A 17,929-nucleotide genomic window follows, 5' to 3' on the forward strand; every position below is an offset into this window, starting at 1 on the left:
ACAATCTAGACGCACGCCGAGCCCCACCACGAAAGTGCGGCCAGCCCACAAGGATTGGCAGCATCGTTCTGGCGCATGACGGCCGGACTCGACACGCAGCTTGCCCCGCTCCGCTGCGATGAGGTTGCTCGTTCATCAAGGCTTTGAGCGACCGCGACGATCTTAATCATGCGACATGCCAAAGGATGATCAAGACTCATCCAGTTCAAGAATGTGCTTATCATGATAATCGATTTTACCAGGTTTGGCGAATAACGGATAGTAAACGTCAGTTTAGACGGCTCAGGATATCCGAATGACGACCGCCCTTCACTCTGACAACTTCGAAAAGAATTCCCTAGTGTATACCGAGCATCACTGGAAGGCGCGATGTTGGCGTTCATTTTGGCAAGCGGTATCGGCGGATTGCTGCTGGGACGCTATTTCAAAGTCTATGTATGCTTCCCTACAATCTTGATTTTGATCCCGGCAGCCTATTTTTTCGGGCACAAAGACGGTCTGACGGGCGCAATTCGGGCCTTCGTCTCAAGTTCCACTGCTATGCAGTTGTGTTATTTGATCGGCGCGGCGATCGATCTCATCATCGACCGTTTCCTGTCTCAAAGGTCTCGAACGAAAGATTCCATCTAACAAGTGCAAGCGTGCCGCGCGGCAGTCGGGTGCTCGTGGTGGAACGCCTGCCTTTGCAGCATAGCGTTTGGAAGCAAACCGCATCGGCCCAGCTAACCGTAATAAGTGAAAAGGAGGCCCCGCTACCGACGTTCTGGCTCGAATGAAGACTCGAGCCGCACGCCCATTGCGGCCACGTTCTTCGGCAGCATCGCACCAGCTCGACGAGGCCTGCTCACGACGTCACCAGCGACGTTGAGACGTTCGTCACGCGATTAGCGTCCAAGCCACGAGCCGTGACCGCCTTTCGCAGCTCTCAATACCTGCTCCAACTGCGCCACCATGGAGTTCATCAACCGCAAATGCTCTTCCGTCTTCTCACGTTGCGCCTCGGAAACTGAGGAGCCGCCTCCAGCTTGTCGAACAATGCCATTTAGCTCACGCGTGTGAGTGGAGACGCCGAACGACGAGCCTCCCGTACCGCCGCGCAGATCCCAGCAGGTTCGAAATAGTTGACGATACGACTCGGTTACTACTGGGCCCCGATCGACAATTCCGACTTGCTGTGCGTACCGAAGGTCCTGCTCATAACCAAGCTCTATCAAGAGCTCGGTGCCGACCAGATCGGTTACCACCTGCATCTCTTCGGTGCTCAATGCGGTTCGCCAAGCCTGGACCGACCGATCATCGATTGTCTTTTTCTCGAAGATCTTTCGATCCCCAAAAGTACTTGACGAGAAAACGTCGGCTTGCTCCACGGTGGCCGATGTCACGTCCGCAGGATCATAGCCTAGTCCTGCGATTACACGCCGGATTTCCTCGTCGGGGTGCACCACCAGGATTTCGTACTGCACCACTTGTGTCCGCGGGCGGCCACGCAGTGCAGCGAGCGTCGGCAAGCCCAGCACGAGATCAGCCAGGCAGGATACGACGGCAGGCGTTGGCACTTCCCGCGCGAGATCGGTAAGACAGGATGCGATGGCAGACGGGCAGCCTGCGGATGCGAGCGAAATGCCCCATGTCGATTTCAGTGATGCGGCAATCGCGTAGGGATTACGCGTTATGAGGATTCGTGGCGCTTCCGGGTAAAGCGAACTCAAGAAATCGAGCACCATCCAATAGCGCGGAGTCTTGTCGATGAACATGCGCTTGCCCGCAGCTGCCAAATATTGGCCGTAAGCGGCATCGGCAAGAGCCCGGCTAACGACAGCGCGATCTATCCGGTCCAGGAATTCGGAAGTGGCGGCCCCGACCAGTGAGCTTCCCGCTGGGTGTCGGTGGTCCACCGTGCCAAATGCCTCAAGTGCCAGCATCAGCCAGGGCTCAGGCGGAGACATAATATCTGGATGTCGCTGGAGCAGGTGCGCCAGCAGCGTCGTACCCGACCGAGGAAGGCCAAGAAGAAAGCCGACCGGAGGCGAACGGTTAAAATCCCTACTCATGATACTAGGCCCCTTTGCCTGCACAAGGTGATTAGCAGCCCGAGAGACATCACTCGAAGAAATGCGGCGGCGTCGTTCCTCCCGACATCGTCACATGGAAAGGGCGTCACCTGCACCCTTTGGCTGCACAATGAAGTTCGATCCACTTACCTACGAAGCTTTCGACACTGCGGTTTGCGCTCCAGATCACAAGTGAAGTTGAGGGCCGGCGCAATTTGTACGAAGATAGGCGATCATTATAGAAAGGCTTGCGGACACTATACGAAGGTTTGCCGGAGCATACATCATCACCATATTGGCGCACGTTCTGGTGACCTCACGAGCCGATGGGGCGCGGGTTGAATGTCCTAACGAAGCAGCAGGTCGCCTAACCGACATATCGCACTGGTCACGCAGAGGCACTCACTTGGGTTGCGCGCCGACCAATCAAATACTGACGCAAGGCAAATGGTTAAAGTCCGCTCTAACAACAACCACGAGTGCGCCGCGAAGCGGCCCCGAAAACCGTCGCGCTGGTCCGCTTTCGACGCAATCACCATTTCTTTTCCAACAGGTCTTTCAGCGCCGTATACTCCAGCATGGTATCGGCCAGCAGCCGCCGCAACCGCGTGTTTTCATCCTCCAGCTTCTTCAACTCCTTGGCTTCTGACATTTCAATCTCACCGAACCTGGCCTTCCATTTGTAGATGCTGGGGTCGCTGACGCCGCGCTTGCGGCACAGATCGGCAACCGAAACCCCGGCCTCATGCTCCTTCAAAATCCCGATGATCTGCTCTGCCGAAAAGCGGCTACGCTTCATCTGATGCTCGTTTTGGGCCAAAACGAACTTCATAGTGGATTAAGCCCGCGCAAGGTCAGGTACCTTCTTTCCAGTGCGCGGGTCGTCGGATTGATAATCCGAGTACAAGTGAAATCATGAGCCTCTCCGCTGCAGACCTCAGCAATATGGTTTAGGTCGCCGTCGCGTCGTAAGTCGAATTCTGGTATATCAGCAGGACAAATGACGAGAGAATGGCTTTCACTCCAAAGTCTCACCTTGATTAAGAACCGCCGATACGTCAGCGAAATTGGACCAAGCGTCGGCAAAGAGCTCGGCTTGGTCACCTCGTCCTCCCGTATAGTTGCATCCATCCGCGAATCTGACGCGTGGCCGCGCGGCGGGTTCCTGACACTTGACATTGAGATCCTTTGAGGATTCTGCTCCACGGAGATCATGACGGACGCACAGGTTAGCGGGGCGTCGCCTCTCACGTCATAAGCGAAACCGATCTGGCAATCTGCTTAGGTTTGGTCGGTGCCTTTCAGCCAGATGGAGTTCGCCGACGGTCCGGCGGGCATCGCGTGTGGATACTGAGCCGCGACTTTACAAAAGCTCCTGATGAGACCACTCATTTTACTGAGCCTAAGACTTCAAACATTTGTACTCTTTTGCTGCTCGTTGGCCGCCGGCTCGAGAGCCTACAACTTGACGCTACGTGCGATTCAACCCTTTTGAGATCTCCTCGCGTATATATTTCTAGATTCGCCTGTCATATGCGGGCGGACAGCTTGCTCACGCCTAACATTGCCGAGCGTCCAGACCGGACGCCGAGTTCCTTCGTCTTGTCGGCGAGGTTGTCCGGGATTCCGGTATCGAGGAACTGCACGATGCCGATCGGCATGGCTGCCAATAGGGCATGTCCAAATTGAACGGAGGGGCGTTGGTTACCCGGTCGGTTTGGAGGCAATCCGCGGCATCCCCAGCCCTCGATTGAGCGCTTTTCAGCGAGGCGCCGTGGAGCAGAATCGCGTCGTAATGTTTCGCGTAGACCTTGTCGAACCGATCCCGGATGACGAAACGTTGTTGAACTCGAGTCCGCCCGTGAGCGCGATCTTTGGGCCTGGCGGCAGTATCACCTCGGCCTCGGCGGGGCCTCACGACGAGAAGTCTCGCGAAGATCATAGCTGCACTGAACGTTCGGTGGTTGACTACGGCCTCCGCAGCGCGTTTGCTCAAGGCCACGACCCTTGGTCTTCGGCTCAATCAGCATCGCTTGATGGCATAGCCATGCAGCCGAATCCGGCCGGGGGTCCCGATCGGCCTTGATGGTGCGCGAGGGATCGACGCCGGAGACAACCGAGACGCTGCTCGGCTCGGTTCGACAAGAGCTCCGGTGCGGCGCCAGGCGCACGCGCAAAAGAGCATCAATCGACGCAGCTCAAGCTCGTGGAAGCTGGACCTCATCTCTGGTCTTTGCCAGAGCATCGTAGATTCTGATCTGAAGCATAGGAAAGCGTTTCTTTAGCTCCTCCGCTCCTGCCCAAGCTGCATCTCTGCTCGCAAATTCGGTTTTCAATCGGCCATCAACCTCGAGCGCATAGCCAGAAGCAGGCAGTCCACGTGTGGGGGCGACCATTTTGTTCCTTTCGCGGGTTAGTCTGATCGATGACCACTGCTTAACCTGAGTCGCCCGGACCGAGCCAGCAAGTCGGAGACTGGCATCTTCTGCAAGGTCGGAGATGCAGGGGAATGCCGATGTCGGAAGTCCGGTCAGAATTCGTACAAACACCGGCCTGGGAAACCATTTGCGCCGACCGAATAGTAGACGAGCTGAGGCTTGCCATTGGCGCTTTAGCGGCGCAGAACGCCCGCATTCGTGTCAGACGATTGCATTGCCATCGACGCCGGTGCGCGCGAGAAAGACTACGAGGCGCTTTTGTCTTTGGTCAGCCACTGTAGGGGGTTCGGCTGAGTGCCACCCTTCTCGAAAGGATGACCAATAGTCACCACGACGAACCAATGTGTGCAAGGTTGAGCTACATCAACGGTGTCGACCTCCCTTTGTGCGACGATCGGGCCGTCGCTCATCGAGCAATCCGAACCGCATGCGTCGCGCATTCACCTCATGGCTTCGCCGGCTAGCCCTTTTGGGATGGCGTGATATCGCGTCGGCACCGTTCGACTGCGCGATCGAGCTTGCCGTGATCGATGACAAGCGACATCCACTAGGCTTCCCCTGTGTCCGGCGCGCGGAGGGATGGTTCGATTTAGACACGATGCAACCCGTAGCAGCAGCGCCGACACACTGGCGCTACTGGCAGCCAGACGTGCTGCCGAAGAGCTGCTGCTGACTGTGACGCGGATTGACCCATCAGCAGGTTGGTCTCTCCTGGTTTTGCGACGCTGACCATCGCATCCGCGGTTTCACTGGTGTGTTTCCACTACGTCGTGGCCGCGATCACTGACTGGCTGGTCATCGGCGATGGCGCGCCAGGCTGCGCCGTCGAGGTCGTCATACTGTCCGCTCTTGAGTGACCAGAGGAAGCCGAGCAAACCGACAAAGCCCAGCGAGAGGGCAAGCGGCACCAGAATGACCAGAACCTCCATCAGATTATCTCCCTCGCTCGCGCCCTCAGCGCATTGAGCATCACGATCACCGACGAGCCCGACATCGCCGCCGCGGCGATCAGGGGCGTGACCAGGCCCGCGATCGCGATCGGCACCGCCAGCACATTGTAGACAATAGCAAGCCAGAGATTTTGCCGCATCAGCCGCAACGCCTTGCGGGACACCTTGACCGCCGCCAGCACCGGCGCAAGACGCTCGCCGAGAAAGACCGCATCCGCGACTGCTTGACTCATGTGCGTGGCCGTAACGGGCGACATCGAAGCGTGCGCCGCAGCCAGAGCCGGCGCATCATTCAAACCGTCGCCGATCATCAACACCCTGCAGCCTTGACGCGCCAGTTGCCCGATCCTGTCGATCTTATCGAGCGGAGACACCTCGGCGCGCCATTCATGCACGTCGAGCGTCTCGGCCGCGAGCCGGACCGCAGGCTCGCGATCCCCGGACACGATCTCGACAGCGACGCCCATGCGCGCCAACCTTCCCACCACCTCGGCCGCGTCCGGCCGCAGCCGCTGCCGAACCGCGAACGCATACCTGCTCTCGCCGTGGCTGAATGCGACGACGGAGGCCTCCGGATCGCGGCACAGAATCTCGTTGGCGAGGTCGTCCGCGCCGCAGAATGACGGACGGCCCAGACGTATCGGACGGCCCTCGTGAAGACCGTGAACGCCTTGGCCCGGTTCCTCCTGGATATCCGGGAGTGGTGAGGCCGCTCCCGCATGGCGCGCGACTGCGGCAGCCACTGGATGCCGGCTCGAAAGTGCCATCCGGCCCGCGAGCCTGACGACATCGTCCGGGATCTCTGCTAGATTGGCGACATCGAGCTCGGGCAACGTCAACGTGCCGGTCTTGTCGAAGATCACCCGGTCAATCTCGGCGATCCGTTCGATCGCATCGCTGGCGTTGAGCAGCACGCCAGAGCCAAACAGCGCACCGGATGCAACGGTCTGCACGGCGGGAATGGCAAGCCCCAGCGCGCATGGACAGGTGATGATCAGGACTGCAATCGCGGTCACGATCGAATTATGAAAACTTGCGCCATAGGCCAGCCAGCCGAGCATCGTGAGCAACGCGGTCGCGTGTACGACCGGGGCGTAGAGCCTCGAGGCCCGCTCCGCAAGCCGCAGATAGCGCGAGCGCGCCTGCAGCGCGTGATCGAGCAGCCGGCTTATCTCGTCGAGCAACGTTCCGCCCGAGGCCGCCGACGCGCGGACACGCAACGTGCCGGAACGGATCACCGTGCCCGCGAACACCGCGCTGCCGGGCGCCGCCATTGTCGGCAAGGTTTCGCCGGTGATCAGGCTCTGGTCGATCTCGGAACGCCCCTCGATCACGGTGCCATCGACCGCGCAGCGCTCGCCCGGCCGCAGCAGCACGATGTCGCCGGGCCGGATTGCGGCTGCCGGGACCGTCTTGATCTCGGTCGGACTGACGAACTTCGCAGCCGTCTCCGCCTTCAGCGCCGCGAGATTGCCGGCGACCGCGCGGGTCCGCCGCCGCATGTTCTGGTCGAGGAAGCGGCCGACCAGCAGGAAGGTCAGCAGCATGATCGCGGCATCGAAATAGGCGTGCTCGGCGTGATTGATGGTCTCGACCACCGAAGTCGCCAGGGCGAGCACGATGCCGATGCTGATCGGCACGTCCATGTTGACGCCGCGCGCCCGCAGCGCTGACAACGCCGACGAGAAGAAGGGCTGCGCGGAGTAAGCGGCCGCCGGCAGCGCGATCAGCGCCGAGAGCCAATGGAAGAAGTCGCGCTGCTCGGGCAGCATGTCCGAGACGTTGCCTGACCACACCGGGATCGACAGCATCATCACGTTCATGGCCGCAAAGGCGGCGACACCCAACCGGCGCAACAGGCCTTGCGCACGCCGGGCCTCCTGGGTTTCGGCATCATTCCGCTCGAAGGGATAGGCCTTGTAGCCGAGCTCCGCGAGACGGCTTACGAACAGCGCCGGGTCGAGAGCACCCGCTTTCCATTCCAGTGCAAGGCGACTGTCCGTCAGGTTCACGCGGGCCGAGGTGACGTCCGGTATGGTTGACAAATTGCGTTCGATCTTGGCCATGCAGCCCGCGCAATTGATGCCCTCGACTGCGAGATCGAGATGGATGAGCCCGGCGCCCGTGCTCTTCAGATAGTGAGAGAAATCGATATCCGCCTGCATAGGATGCACCTTCAGTTCAGCAGGATTCGATTCTTCGACAGGAACATGCGGCGGCCGTCAGCGTCGCCCTCGATGACGAGGTCCCACTGCCCGGCGGCGACGCCCTCGGCGCGGCCGCTATAGCTCCCACCCCCAGCCTCGCCGATCTCGATCGCCCGGTCTGCGCGACGATCGATCGGCCGCTCGAGCCGAGCGAGGAAACTCATTCCCGTCAGCGGCGCTCCGGCGTGGTCGCGCGCCTCCAGTGCAATTGCGGCACTGCCGTCAGGCCGCCGATCGATATGGGCCTGGACTTGCCAGTCGCGCTCGTTCTGCTGTCTGGCTGCGTCGATCTCGCGCTGATAAGCGAGGCTGGCGCTGTATGCGCTGTCGACCTCGGTGCCCGGAAGAGTCGTAATGGCAAGGCGCATCATGACCATGTTCACACTGATGACGACGGCAAAGAACGCGATCGTCGTGACCAGGACGAAACGTCCGGTGATGGGTCGCGCGGCTTGACTTGAGACTGCCATGATGAAATTCCGCGCTTAGGGAAGGACGAAGTGGTCGGTCGCGGAGGCGACCTCCCCGAGACCGATATCAGTGACGCGGAATGTGACCGGCACCGACTTTTCCGCTTTTTCATCGAACGGCGCCGTCACCAGCACGCGCAGTTCGGTGGTGGTGTCGCGCGCAAGAACGATCATCGGCCGATCTGGCGTCACGGAGTCCGCACCGATGACGTGTAGCTTCGCTTCGGCCGGTCCATCGACATCGATCGCGATCACACGATCAAAACCGCGCTTGTTGAGAAAGCGCAGCGTGTATCCATTGCGGATCGCGCCGTCGCTGAGACGCACCGCGATCGGGTTGCGGTCGTGCAGCACGTTGATGTTGAGCAGGGTTCGCGACATCAACGCGTAAAGCATCACGGCGCAGACTACGGTAATTAGGCTGGCGTAGACGACGGTACGGGCGCGAACGGGCTTGAAAATCTCCTGCTTGCCGGCGACGCGCCGCTGAACGTTGATATCGTTATCGTATCCGATCAGACCGGTCTTGCGGCTGACCTTGGTCATAACAGCGTCGCAGGCATCGATGCACAGGCCGCACTGGATGCAGCCGAGCTGCGCGCCATCGCGAATGTCGATCCCGGTCGGGCACACGGCAACACACTGGTTGCAATCGATACAATCGCCGGCCTTCTCGCCGAGCGAGCGAGTGTCGAACGCCTTCTTGACGGAGCAACGCGGCTCACCGCGATCGTATTTGTAGGTGACGTTGAGCGCCCATTCATCCGTGAGCGCGGCCTGGATGCGCGGCCACGGGCACATATAGGTGCAGACCTGCTCGCGCATGAAGCCGGCGAGCACGTAGGTCGTCGCGGTGAGAATGCCGATCCAGATATAGGCCACCGCCGGCGCTTGAAAAGTCGCAAGATCGCGCACCAGGGTCGGCGCATCGGCGAAGTAGAGCACCCAGGCGCCACCGGTCCACCAGGCGATCATCAGCCAGATTGCGTGCTTCAATGCACGGCGACCGGCGCGCTTTGCGGTCATCGGGCCCGCATCGGCCTTGATCTGGGCGCGGCGGTCGCCTTCGACCAGACGCTCGACCGCATAGAAAAGATCCGTCCAGACCGTCTGCGGGCAGAGATAGCCGCACCAAATCCGGCCACCCAGTGCGTTCATCAGAAACAAGGCGAGAGCTGCGAGCACCAACAGGCCGGTGAAGTAGTAGACCTCCTGCGGCCACAGCTCGATGAAGAAGAAATAGAAGCGGCTGTTGGGAAGATCGATCAGCACCGCCTGGCTGGGGGCGCCGAGGCCACGATTCCACCGTACGAACGGCAGGAAATAGTAGACGCCGAGGCAGATAGCCATCAGTCGCCATTTGATCGAGCGGAATCGGCCGGAGACGCTCTGCGGGAAAACCTTCTTGCGAGGCGCGTAAAGCGGCCCGTCTTCGTCGGCTATGAGTTCATCAGACGGCACGGGCTTGTTCACGGGTTGCTCGAATGAGGCACTCGTCGAAACTTACATCCTCGCTCCATGTCCGGGTTTGACCTCGGTCAATGATCCCGGCCCCCACCCGGCGGGCTACTTGCCGCCGCCTAATGAGTGCACATAGACCGCCAGCGCCTTGACGGTGACAGGGTCCAGCCGGCCGACCCAGGCCGGCATGACCCCGGCGCGGCCGTTGGCGATGGTCTCAACCAGGGTCTCCTCGTCGGATCCATAGAGCCAGATCTGGTCGGTCAGGTTCGGCGCACCGAGCTCCGCGTTGCCCTTGCCGTTGTCACCGTGGCAGCTGGTGCAATTCTCAGTGAACAGCTTCTTTCCGGCCGTGGCGTCGAACTTCGGCGCTGTGGAAAGGCCGGAAAGCGAGCGCACATAGTTGGCGACCGTGACGATCTCCTCTTTCTTGAGAACGCCGTCGCGGCCGAATGCCAACATCTGCCCTTCATGCGTCTTGGCATGGCCGGACCGTGCGCCGAACTGGATGGTCTGCATGATCTGGTCGAGCGTGCCGCCCCACAGCCAGTCGTCGTCGTTCAGGTTGGGATAGCCCTTGGCGCCGGCGGCACCGGAGCCGTGGCACGGCGCGCAATTGTCGCCGAACACGGTTTTGCCCTTGGCGCGGGCGAGCGCCAGCAGAGCCGGGTCCTTCTCGATGTCGGCGAGCGACGCGTTGCCGAGCACCGCCATCTTCTCGCCGCGCAGCTTTTCGAGATCGGCAAGGTCGGTCGCGACACTGGCGCGGGTGGAATACTGAAACAGACCAGTGGTGTAGCCCGACACCAGCGGCCAGGCCGGATAGACGATCCAGTAGCCGATCGACCAGACGATGGTGAGATAGAAGGTGATCACCCACCAGCGCGGCAGCGGCGTGTTGAGCTCCTTGATGCCGTCCCACTCATGTCCGGTCGTGGTGCGGCCGGAAACGCGGTCGATCTCATTGTGCTCGCTCATGATCGGTCAGTCCTCCCGCAGCGGCATCCGGGCTGCAGCATCGAAGAGAGATTTGTTGCGGGGCCAGAGTGCGTAGACGACGATGACTATGAAAATTCCAACGAAGATCGGGGTCCAGAGTGTGCCGACCAGGCTCGACGCAAAATTCTCGGCTTGAATGATCGCTTTCATGCTCGTGCCCTCAGCGAAGATTGGCTTTCTCGTTGTAGATCTTGAAGTCGACCAGCGTGCCGAGCATCTGCAGGTACGCGATCAGCGCGTCGAGCTCGGTCGGATTGCCGCCCTTGCCGTCGAAGTTGCGGACCAAGGCCTTCGGATAGCGCTTCTGAAAAGCATCAGAGCCGGGGCTGTCGGGATCGACCTGCGCCTTGATATCGGCGACCGCGTTGGCAATCTGCTCGTCGGTATAGGGTACGCCGACCGCGCGATTGGTCCGCAGATGAGCTATGGCGTCGGACGGGTCGAGTTCCGTCTTGGCGAGCGAGGGGTAGCCCGGCATCACCGACTGCGGCACGATCGCGCGCGGGTTGGTCAGATGGGTCACGTGCCAGTCGTCGGAATACTTGGCGCCGACGCGGGCGAGGTCCGGACCGGTGCGCTTGGAGCCCCACTGGAACGGATGGTCGAACATGCTCTCGGCGGCGAGCGAGAAGTGACCGTAGCGCTCGACCTCGTCGCGCAAGGGCCGGACCATCTGCGAATGGCAGAGATAGCAGCCCTCGCGGACATAGATGTTGCGTCCGGCGAGCTCCAGCGGCGTGTAGGGCCTGACCCCGTCGACCTTCTCGATCGTGCTCTTGAGGTAGAACAGCGGCGTGATCTCGACGAGACCGCCGATCGCGATCACCAGCAGGATGCCGACGACCAGGATGATCGAGTTCTTCTCAAAAATCTTGTGTCGATTCCAGAGGGACATTGCGTGACCTATTCGGCAGGCTGGAGAGTGCCGGCGCCCTCGGTTTCACTGGCTCGGCCGGCATTGACCGTCATCCAGAGATTGTAGGCCATGATCAGCGCGCCGATCAGGAACAGCCCGCCGCCGGCGGCGCGGATGATGTAGAAGGGATGCATCGCCTCGACGGTCTCGATGAAGGAATATTCGAGGAAGCCGAGCGAGGTGTAGGCGCGCCACATCAGGCCCTGGAGGATGCCGGACACCCACATCGCCGAGATGTAGAGAACGATGCCGAGGGTCGCGATCCAGAAGTGCCAGTTGACGAGCTTCAGGCTGTAGAGGCCCTTGCGATTCCAGGCCCACGGCACCAGGCAGTAGAGCGCACCGAAGGAGACGAAGCCGACCCAGCCGAGCGCGCCGGAGTGCACGTGACCGATGGTCCAGTCGGTGTAGTGGCTGAGCGAGTTGACCACCTTGATCGACATCATCGGGCCTTCGAAGGTCGACATGCCGTAGAAGGCGACGGAGACCACGAGCATGCGCAGCACGGGATCGGTGCGCAGCTTGTCCCAGGCGCCCGACAGCGTCATCAGGCCGTTGATCATGCCGCCCCAGGAGGGCATCCACAGCATGATCGAGAAGGTCATGCCCAGCGTCTGCGTCCAGTCCGGCAGCGCCGTGTAGTGCAGATGGTGCGGGCCGGCCCAGATGTAGAGGAAGATCAGCGCCCAGAAGTGGATGATCGAGAGCCGGTAGGAATAGATCGGCCGCTCGGCCCGCTTCGGGATGAAGTAGTACATGATGGCGAGGAAACCGGCGGTCAGGAAGAAGCCGACCGCGTTGTGGCCGTACCACCACTGGAACATGGCGTCCTGGATGCCGCCCCAGGCGACGTAGGACTTCGAGCCGAACACCGAGACGGGGAGCGCCGGGTTGTTGCCGAGATGCAGGACCGCGATCGTCACGATGAAGGCGAGATAGAACCAGTTCGCGACGAAGATATGCGGCTCCTTGCGCTTCACCAGCGTCATCAGGAACACGAGCAGATACGTCATCCAGACGATGGTCAGCCACAAATCGGCGTACCATTCCGGCTCGGCATATTCCTTCGACTGGGTGACGCCGAGCAGATAGCCCGTGCCGGCGATCAGAATGAAGAAGTTGTAGCCCAGCACGACGAACCACGGCGCGAGGTCGCCGGCGAGGCGCGCGCGGCAGGACTTCTGCACCACGTAGAGGGAGGTCGCGATCAAGACGTTCCCGCCGAAGGCGAAGATCACGGCGGAGGTGTGCAGCGGCCGCAGGCGGCCGAAGCTGATCCAGGGCAGATCGAAGTTCAGTGCGGGCCAGGCCAGCTGCGAGGCGATGATGAGGCCGACGAGGAATCCGGCAATGCCCCAGAACATCGCCATGGCGGACGCGAACTTGATCGGGCCGAAGTTGTAATTGGGACGCCCGCCGATCTCCGCTGGAGGCAGTTGGGCCGGACGGTCAAGGTAGCGATTGCCGATCATGACCACGGAGATCAGGCTGGCGGCACAAGCAAGCGACGCGTGAAAACTGAACGCCGCATCGTGCCCCATCGCCGCGCCCAGAAAGCTAACGAAGGCAAAAACCGCAAGTGCCGATGTCAAGCCGGCTTCGCCCATCGTCATCGACTTTGAAACGGAAGATGGACCAGTCATATGGAAGCTTTCCTTGGATGCGGTGGCGTCATGGCAACCACAATCTCGCCGCCAGCCACTTGATCGGCATCAACGCCTGCGCCATGCCGCGCGCCGCCGGCGCCGCGGCTCAGCGCCGTCAGGGTCAGTTCATTCGGACAGTATTTTGCCGGACTGGCCCGCCTTTCCCGCGCGAGATCCGCGGCGCAGCGAGCCTTCTCATGGCATAGACCGCACACCCGCTGCAGATCACGCAACACATCGCAATGGGACGAAGCGAGCATCTGCGCGGACAGACCTGCATGCTCGAGGCGCTTGCTGAGCAACTCCGGCGAACCTTGCTCGCGGGCAAGCGCACGAAGGTCCGACGTCGAGAGATTGAGCTCGTGAGCGATCTCGTCGACCTCCCTGGCGGTCAACAGATCGAATTCGTGTCGACGCACAAGAAATGCGCGCAAGCGAGCGAGAAGATTCTCGAATTGCGGCGAGCTATTGCCAGCTGATCGGTCGGTCATTTCTCACCCCTTTTGGCTCTCCACCTCTAGCCGAAGGACCCGATTGTCGATTTGATCTTGATCAAGCGCGCGATATCGCGGCAATCGATCGCGACGGCCGTCTATGGGTCGCTAGCCGCCCCACGCCGACGGCAAAGCTGGCGGCGTTCGAAGCTCCATGGAATCGGCAAAGATCGTCCAGTCGCGGACGCCCTTCTGTCTGCAGAAGTCGGCCTCGGCCAGCTGTGCAGCCGCGGAAAGCGAGACCGCGTCGACCTTGAATGCTGCCTGGCAGGCGCGATGTTCGTGGCCGGTATCGTCGCAAACCGTCTTGATGAAACGAACGTCAAATGATGTCATGGCACCCTCGCATGGGCTGATTCCTTGGTTATGCTCTCATTGGTACGAGACGCCCGTATTGATCTGCCGCAACGGAATGCTCTAAGGCGCGGACTATCTTACCGCCAGGAACACGAGCGACGCGCTATTCGCCACGTGTGGCTCACATGGTCAGGAACTACGAGCGGACCGGACGAGGTACTATTTGTGGTCAGATGTCCAGCCTGTGGACGACGGCCGGACTGCCGGTATTGACGTTGTTTTGCCGCTCACGGTCCATCCGGAGGCAACGACCGCGAAAGTCCACGATCACCAAGATCGTAATCAATGTTGCGGCGAATCCCACGACACCGGCGCCAACCACCGCAGTTGCGGTCAACGGGATCAGAATGATTACGGGGCGAACGATCATCCTGCCGTCTCCTTTGCTTTCGCTGCTCGTTCGTCTTCCGCGGATTGGATATAGAAGCCGGAATAGTGTCGACGTAGCACAGATGATCGTGCACTTCCTTGACGCCGGCGACATTCTCCGCGGCGACAATGGCCGCCTGCCTCGCCCGCTCGTCCATGATGATCCCCGAAGGTGCACCACGCCGTTGCGCCTGCCAGACGATGCCGCTCCGTCAGGATTGTGCAAATGGCAGACAGAACGGCTTGGCGCCCCATTATCTTCTCGTGTCCGACTACTGGTGATCGCGTCCAAGGCCTGCTTCCCGATGACGCGTCCGGACCTCTGACTGACGATCTGCATTCGATCTCCTGGGCCGCTTGTGATGGCGTCCACTTCATCAACCTGCGTACCGGCGCAGTCGTCGATCCCAAGCGCGGCTAGGTTGATCGCCAGAATCGATGTGGGGCGCTGGAAGATTGAGTTGACGCACATCAACACGCAAGTGCCGCCCATATGGGAAAGCAGGGGCCTCCCCAAACGAAGGATTTTGAACATGACAGACCAAAGTGAAGTCGGTCCCGTCTCCGACGCCATCCAGAGCTACGCAAAGCGGGCGATGGCTGTCCAGTCGGAATTTTCGGAGAAGCTGATCGAGGCGAACCGGCACTGGTTCGAGCAGATCCAGGTCGAATCGAACGAGGCCTGGGAGCTCTTCCGAAGGTTCAATTCCACCGCCTCGGTCGCCGAGAAGATCACAGCGCTGCAGGACTGGGCCAAGGGCGCTACCGCGCGCGGCGCGAACGACGCGACGTACGCGATCGAGACCGCGCGTTCGCTGGGCACGATCGAGCTGAACCTGTTTGCACGAAAGACCAGCGGTGTCGACGAGGCTACTCAGAAGGCCGCCTGATATGCCGGCACGCGACGCTCCAGAGCGCCCAGGGGCCGGCGTCAGCGAGACATGGGAGGGGGTTGCGACGGCCCCCTTCGATCGAGACCTTGAGCTCGCCGTCATCGAAGGTAACACGATTCACAAGCTCGTCTTCCCCTGCCGCCGCATCCTGGGCGGCTGGATGAAGGCGGGGACCATCGACCGCATCCTGGTGCAGCCGACGCATTGGCGTGCCTGGGTCAAATAGGTCGTCCGCCCACTGTCTTGAACAGTGCAGCTAGTAGCAGCACGCCTCCGAACGTTGTAACATCAAATAGGTTGAGGGCTTTGCCGGGGAAATATGTCCGACCGCATCTGGTACCGCTATGGCACTGCCGCGGCAGCGGCCGCACTCGTATTTGCTGTGCGCGCGGGACTAGATAACTATTTCGAGGACCGGACCTTCACGATCATCTTTGTCCCGGCCGTGCTTTTTGCCGCTTTCACCGGAGGCCGCGGTCCGGCGATCCTCACCACCCTGCTCTGCCTCGTCATCAGCGCCAAATTCCTCGGCAGGAGCCTGGTCACTGAACCTGCGAATCTGATCGATATCGCCTGTTTCGCTGTCCTCGGCCCGATCCTCGGCTTTATGGGTGACCGGCTACTGAAGGAGAGCGATCAGGCGCGAAATCGCCAGGCCCATCTGCAGTCGATCCTCGACACGGTCCCTGATGCGATGATCGTCATCGACGACCACGGCATTATTCGCTCCTTCAGCGCTGCAGCCGAGCGCCTGTTTGGCTGGAAGGCGGACCAGGTCGTCGGACAGAACGTTTCGAACCTGATGCCCCAGCCGTATCGCGGCGAGCACGACCGGTATCTCGAGCGATACCTTACGACCGGCGAACGGCGCATCATCGGCATCGGCCGCATCGTTGTCGGAGAACGGAGTGACGGCTCGACGTTTCCGATGGAGCTCGCCGTCGGCGAGGCCAAGGTAAGCGGAGAGCGCTTCTTCACCGGCTTTATCCGCGATCTCACCGAGCGTCGAGCGCAGGAACGGCGGCTTCAGGAGCTGCAGTCCGAGCTGGTCCATGTGTCGCGATTGACCGCCATGGGTGAGATGGCATCCTCAATCGCGCATGAGATCAACCAGCCGCTGTCAGCCATCACGAACTACATGCGCGGTGCGAAGGCGCTGCTGGCATCGGAGAAACCGGATGCTAGCCGCATTCGGGACGCGCTCGAGCGGGCCGCGCAGCAAGCGCTACGGGCCGGCGACATCATCAAGCGCCTGCGCGAGTTTGTCGCGAAGGGCGAGACCCAACAGTCTCCGGAGAGCCCGGCCACCTTGCTCGAAGAGGCCGTTGCACTGGCGCTGCTCGGCGCCAAGGAGCAGGGCGTCCGGGTAGCGATCCGCAGCGACCGGGACATGCCCCCGATCATCGTCGACAAAATCCAGATTCAGCAGGTAGTGCTCAACCTGGTTCGCAACGCGATCGAGGCGATGGCGTCGGGCCCGCGCCGCGAATTGACCGTCGGCGTCACCAAGACTAGCGGTGTTGCGACGTTTACCATTGCCGATACCGGCCCGGGCATCAGCCCCGATATCGCCGACCGTTTATTTCAGCCCTTTATCACGACCAAGGAGCATGGCATGGGCGTCGGCCTCTCGATCTGCCGGACCATCATCGAATCCCATGGCGGACGCATCGATGTGATGCCAAACGCTGGTGGCGGCACGGTTTTTCAGTTCATCCTCCCGTTCGCGGAGGACGGGGAAGAAGAAGCATGACTACGCGGCGCACAATTCTCGTGATCGACGATGATCCCGCGATGCGGGACTCACTGGCCTTCCTTCTCGACGTCAACGGGTTTGCCGTAACGTCTTATGAGACGGCAACCGATTTTCTCGATCATCTTGCCGGCAGCACAGTCGACTGCATTGTATCTGACATCCGCATGCCCGGCATGAGCGGCCTCGAATTGGTCCGCAAGCTCAAGGCCGACGCGGTCGCATGTCCCGTCATTCTGATGACTGGCCATGGAGACGTCGCACTCGCGGTCGAGGCGATGAAGGCAGGCGCGGTTGACTTCATCGAAAAGCCGTTCGAGGACGAGGCGCTGTTGCGTGCAATCGGCGAAGCCTTGCAAACACAGTCGGCGGCCCAGGCCGACTGTACGGTCAAGCGCGAGGCCGAGGCTCGCCTGGTGGATCTCTCGCCGCGCGAACGTGACGTTCTGCGGGGGCTCGTGGCGGGCAAGATCAACAAGGTGATCGCCCACGACCTGGGCATCAGCCCTCGAACAGTCGAGGTCTACCGGGCTAACCTGATGGCCAAGACCAATGTGCGCAGCATGTCGGAATTGATGCGGATCGCGATCGCTGCTGGGCTCTAGACGTCCCAAGAAAGCGATTATTCAAGGCTGGTCTCCATGGAAATCAAGACGCGCCAAGCCACGCTGGTGAGGCAGCACATGGGCAAGCGTATCCTAGAATTTCGAGCCATGTACCGCCGCACGCAAAGGCATTAGTAATTATTCATTGCGGGCGTCGCCTGCCGCCAGAACGCAACATTGCATCGGATTGACGATAGATCGCCCTGCTCGTTGCCATGCGAAAGAAAGAACCTTGCTGCAAAATTCCGATAGGGCTTTATCGCGAGTTAAAACTCGCGCTCCAATAGTCTGTGCCGGCTTGCACGCGAGCCCATATTGCT

The 17,929-nt window shown here is 60.7% G+C and carries 18 protein-coding genes and 2 pseudogenes; 5 read left to right on the plus strand and 15 right to left on the minus strand.

Annotation, left to right across the window (positions count from 1 at the left end; translation table 11 throughout):
* Positions 1 to 369: 369 nt before the first annotated feature.
* Entirely contained in the window at positions 370 to 630 is a 261-nt protein-coding gene (locus RX327_RS30450; protein ID WP_317247997.1) for a hypothetical protein, read from the plus strand.
* A gap of 254 nt (positions 631 to 884) precedes the next feature.
* On the opposite strand, the gene RX327_RS30455 is transcribed toward RX327_RS30450, so the two are convergent.
* The 15 genes and pseudogenes from RX327_RS30455 to RX327_RS30525 form a co-directional block, all read right to left on the minus strand.
* A complete protein-coding gene (locus RX327_RS30455) occupies positions 885 to 2,051 on the minus strand; it encodes a sulfotransferase (RefSeq protein ID WP_317247998.1) in 1,167 nt (388 codons plus the stop codon).
* Positions 2,052 to 2,589: 538 nt separating this feature from the next.
* Positions 2,590 to 2,850: pseudogene (locus RX327_RS30460) on the minus strand (transposase); the annotation flags it as partial.
* 730 nt (positions 2,851 to 3,580) lie between these two features.
* The gene (locus RX327_RS30465) at positions 3,581 to 3,721 is read right to left on the minus strand and encodes a hypothetical protein (RefSeq protein ID WP_317247999.1); all 141 of its coding nucleotides are present in this window, start codon (positions 3,719 to 3,721) and stop codon (positions 3,581 to 3,583) included.
* Between the two features lie 1,514 nt (positions 3,722 to 5,235).
* Positions 5,236 to 5,418, minus strand: coding sequence for a cbb3-type cytochrome oxidase assembly protein CcoS (gene ccoS, locus RX327_RS30470; protein ID WP_317248000.1), 183 nt, complete (start codon positions 5,416 to 5,418; stop codon positions 5,236 to 5,238).
* Positions 5,418 to 7,604 (minus strand): heavy metal translocating P-type ATPase, encoded by a 2,187-nt coding sequence (locus RX327_RS30475; RefSeq protein WP_317248001.1) that lies wholly within the window; start codon positions 7,602 to 7,604, stop codon positions 5,418 to 5,420. Before RX327_RS30475 ends, ccoS begins: the two co-directional genes overlap by 1 nt.
* Positions 7,605 to 7,615: 11 nt before the next feature.
* On the minus strand, positions 7,616 to 8,116 hold the full coding sequence (locus tag RX327_RS30480; protein WP_317248002.1) for a FixH family protein: 501 nt from the start codon (positions 8,114 to 8,116) through the stop codon (positions 7,616 to 7,618).
* A 15-nt stretch (positions 8,117 to 8,131) separates the two neighbouring features.
* Positions 8,132 to 9,589 carry a cytochrome c oxidase accessory protein CcoG gene (gene ccoG, locus RX327_RS30485; protein WP_317248003.1) on the minus strand — a complete coding sequence of 486 codons (1,458 nt, stop codon included), beginning with the start codon at positions 9,587 to 9,589 and terminating at the stop codon, positions 8,132 to 8,134.
* A gap of 93 nt (positions 9,590 to 9,682) precedes the next feature.
* Entirely contained in the window at positions 9,683 to 10,555 is an 873-nt protein-coding gene (gene ccoP, locus RX327_RS30490) for a cytochrome-c oxidase, cbb3-type subunit III (RefSeq protein WP_317248004.1), read from the minus strand.
* A 6-nt stretch (positions 10,556 to 10,561) separates the two neighbouring features.
* Entirely contained in the window at positions 10,562 to 10,726 is a 165-nt protein-coding gene (locus tag RX327_RS30495) for a cbb3-type cytochrome c oxidase subunit 3 (protein ID WP_157348340.1), read from the minus strand.
* A gap of 10 nt (positions 10,727 to 10,736) precedes the next feature.
* Positions 10,737 to 11,471: a cytochrome-c oxidase, cbb3-type subunit II gene (gene ccoO / locus RX327_RS30500; RefSeq protein ID WP_317248005.1), complete on the minus strand. Its 735-nt coding sequence runs from the start codon at positions 11,469 to 11,471 to the stop codon at positions 10,737 to 10,739.
* 8 nt (positions 11,472 to 11,479) lie between these two features.
* Positions 11,480 to 13,105: a cytochrome-c oxidase, cbb3-type subunit I gene (gene ccoN, locus RX327_RS30505; RefSeq protein WP_410712203.1), complete on the minus strand. Its 1,626-nt coding sequence runs from the start codon at positions 13,103 to 13,105 to the stop codon at positions 11,480 to 11,482.
* 26 nt (positions 13,106 to 13,131) lie between these two features.
* Positions 13,132 to 13,629 carry a hypothetical protein gene (locus RX327_RS30510; RefSeq protein ID WP_283088126.1) on the minus strand — a complete coding sequence of 166 codons (498 nt, stop codon included), beginning with the start codon at positions 13,627 to 13,629 and terminating at the stop codon, positions 13,132 to 13,134.
* A 111-nt stretch (positions 13,630 to 13,740) separates the two neighbouring features.
* Positions 13,741 to 13,968, minus strand: a complete 228-nt coding sequence (locus RX327_RS30515; protein ID WP_028332743.1) for a hypothetical protein — start codon at positions 13,966 to 13,968, stop codon at positions 13,741 to 13,743.
* A 190-nt stretch (positions 13,969 to 14,158) separates the two neighbouring features.
* Positions 14,159 to 14,359: a hypothetical protein gene (locus RX327_RS30520; RefSeq protein ID WP_317248007.1), complete on the minus strand. Its 201-nt coding sequence runs from the start codon at positions 14,357 to 14,359 to the stop codon at positions 14,159 to 14,161.
* A pseudogene (locus tag RX327_RS30525) lies at positions 14,356 to 14,548 on the minus strand (BON domain-containing protein); the annotation flags it as partial. The pseudogene RX327_RS30525 and the gene RX327_RS30520, both read right to left, overlap by 4 nt.
* A 343-nt stretch (positions 14,549 to 14,891) precedes the next feature.
* Between RX327_RS30525 and RX327_RS30530 the strand changes: the two are divergent.
* The 4 genes from RX327_RS30530 to fixJ all read left to right on the plus strand — a co-directional run bounded on the left by RX327_RS30530 (position 14,892) and on the right by fixJ (position 17,609).
* Positions 14,892 to 15,248 carry a hypothetical protein gene (locus RX327_RS30530; RefSeq protein WP_028352031.1) on the plus strand — a complete coding sequence of 119 codons (357 nt, stop codon included), beginning with the start codon at positions 14,892 to 14,894 and terminating at the stop codon, positions 15,246 to 15,248.
* Position 15,249: 1 nt separating this feature from the next.
* Complete coding sequence (locus RX327_RS30535) at positions 15,250 to 15,477, plus strand: hypothetical protein (protein ID WP_028332746.1); 228 nt, start codon at positions 15,250 to 15,252, stop codon at positions 15,475 to 15,477.
* A gap of 93 nt (positions 15,478 to 15,570) precedes the next feature.
* Positions 15,571 to 17,004, plus strand: coding sequence for a PAS domain S-box protein (locus tag RX327_RS30540; RefSeq protein ID WP_317248008.1), 1,434 nt, complete (start codon positions 15,571 to 15,573; stop codon positions 17,002 to 17,004).
* Positions 17,001 to 17,609, plus strand: coding sequence for a response regulator FixJ (fixJ, locus tag RX327_RS30545; RefSeq protein WP_317248009.1), 609 nt, complete (start codon positions 17,001 to 17,003; stop codon positions 17,607 to 17,609). Before RX327_RS30540 ends, fixJ begins: the two co-directional genes overlap by 4 nt.
* Positions 17,610 to 17,929: the final 320 nt, after the last annotated feature.

It is taken from the genome of Bradyrhizobium sp. BEA-2-5, assembly GCF_032918025.1.
GTDB lineage: Bacteria > Pseudomonadota > Alphaproteobacteria > Rhizobiales > Xanthobacteraceae > Bradyrhizobium > Bradyrhizobium pachyrhizi.

Excerpts from the sequence above, each read along its gene's own strand:
- RX327_RS30450 (WP_317247997.1), top strand. The coding sequence starts at position 370 with ATGTTGGCGTTCATTTTGGCAAGCGGTATCGGCGGATTGCTGCTGGGA.
- RX327_RS30455 (WP_317247998.1), bottom strand. The coding sequence starts at position 2,051 with ATGAGTAGGGATTTTAACCGTTCGCCTCCGGTCGGCTTTCTTCTTGGC.
- ccoS (WP_317248000.1), bottom strand. The coding sequence starts at position 5,418 with ATGGAGGTTCTGGTCATTCTGGTGCCGCTTGCCCTCTCGCTGGGCTTT.
- RX327_RS30475 (WP_317248001.1), bottom strand. The coding sequence starts at position 7,604 with ATGCAGGCGGATATCGATTTCTCTCACTATCTGAAGAGCACGGGCGCC.
- RX327_RS30480 (WP_317248002.1), bottom strand. The coding sequence starts at position 8,116 with ATGGCAGTCTCAAGTCAAGCCGCGCGACCCATCACCGGACGTTTCGTC.
- ccoP (WP_317248004.1), bottom strand. The coding sequence starts at position 10,555 with ATGAGCGAGCACAATGAGATCGACCGCGTTTCCGGCCGCACCACGACC.
- RX327_RS30495 (WP_157348340.1), bottom strand. The coding sequence starts at position 10,726 with ATGAAAGCGATCATTCAAGCCGAGAATTTTGCGTCGAGCCTGGTCGGC.
- ccoO (WP_317248005.1), bottom strand. The coding sequence starts at position 11,471 with ATGTCCCTCTGGAATCGACACAAGATTTTTGAGAAGAACTCGATCATC.
- ccoN (WP_410712203.1), bottom strand. The coding sequence starts at position 13,105 with ATGACGATGGGCGAAGCCGGCTTGACATCGGCACTTGCGGTTTTTGCC.
- RX327_RS30510 (WP_283088126.1), bottom strand. The coding sequence starts at position 13,629 with ATGACCGACCGATCAGCTGGCAATAGCTCGCCGCAATTCGAGAATCTT.
- RX327_RS30515 (WP_028332743.1), bottom strand. The coding sequence starts at position 13,968 with ATGACATCATTTGACGTTCGTTTCATCAAGACGGTTTGCGACGATACC.
- RX327_RS30520 (WP_317248007.1), bottom strand. The coding sequence starts at position 14,359 with ATGATCGTTCGCCCCGTAATCATTCTGATCCCGTTGACCGCAACTGCG.
- RX327_RS30530 (WP_028352031.1), top strand. The coding sequence starts at position 14,892 with ATGACAGACCAAAGTGAAGTCGGTCCCGTCTCCGACGCCATCCAGAGC.
- RX327_RS30535 (WP_028332746.1), top strand. The coding sequence starts at position 15,250 with ATGCCGGCACGCGACGCTCCAGAGCGCCCAGGGGCCGGCGTCAGCGAG.
- RX327_RS30540 (WP_317248008.1), top strand. The coding sequence starts at position 15,571 with ATGTCCGACCGCATCTGGTACCGCTATGGCACTGCCGCGGCAGCGGCC.
- fixJ (WP_317248009.1), top strand. The coding sequence starts at position 17,001 with ATGACTACGCGGCGCACAATTCTCGTGATCGACGATGATCCCGCGATG.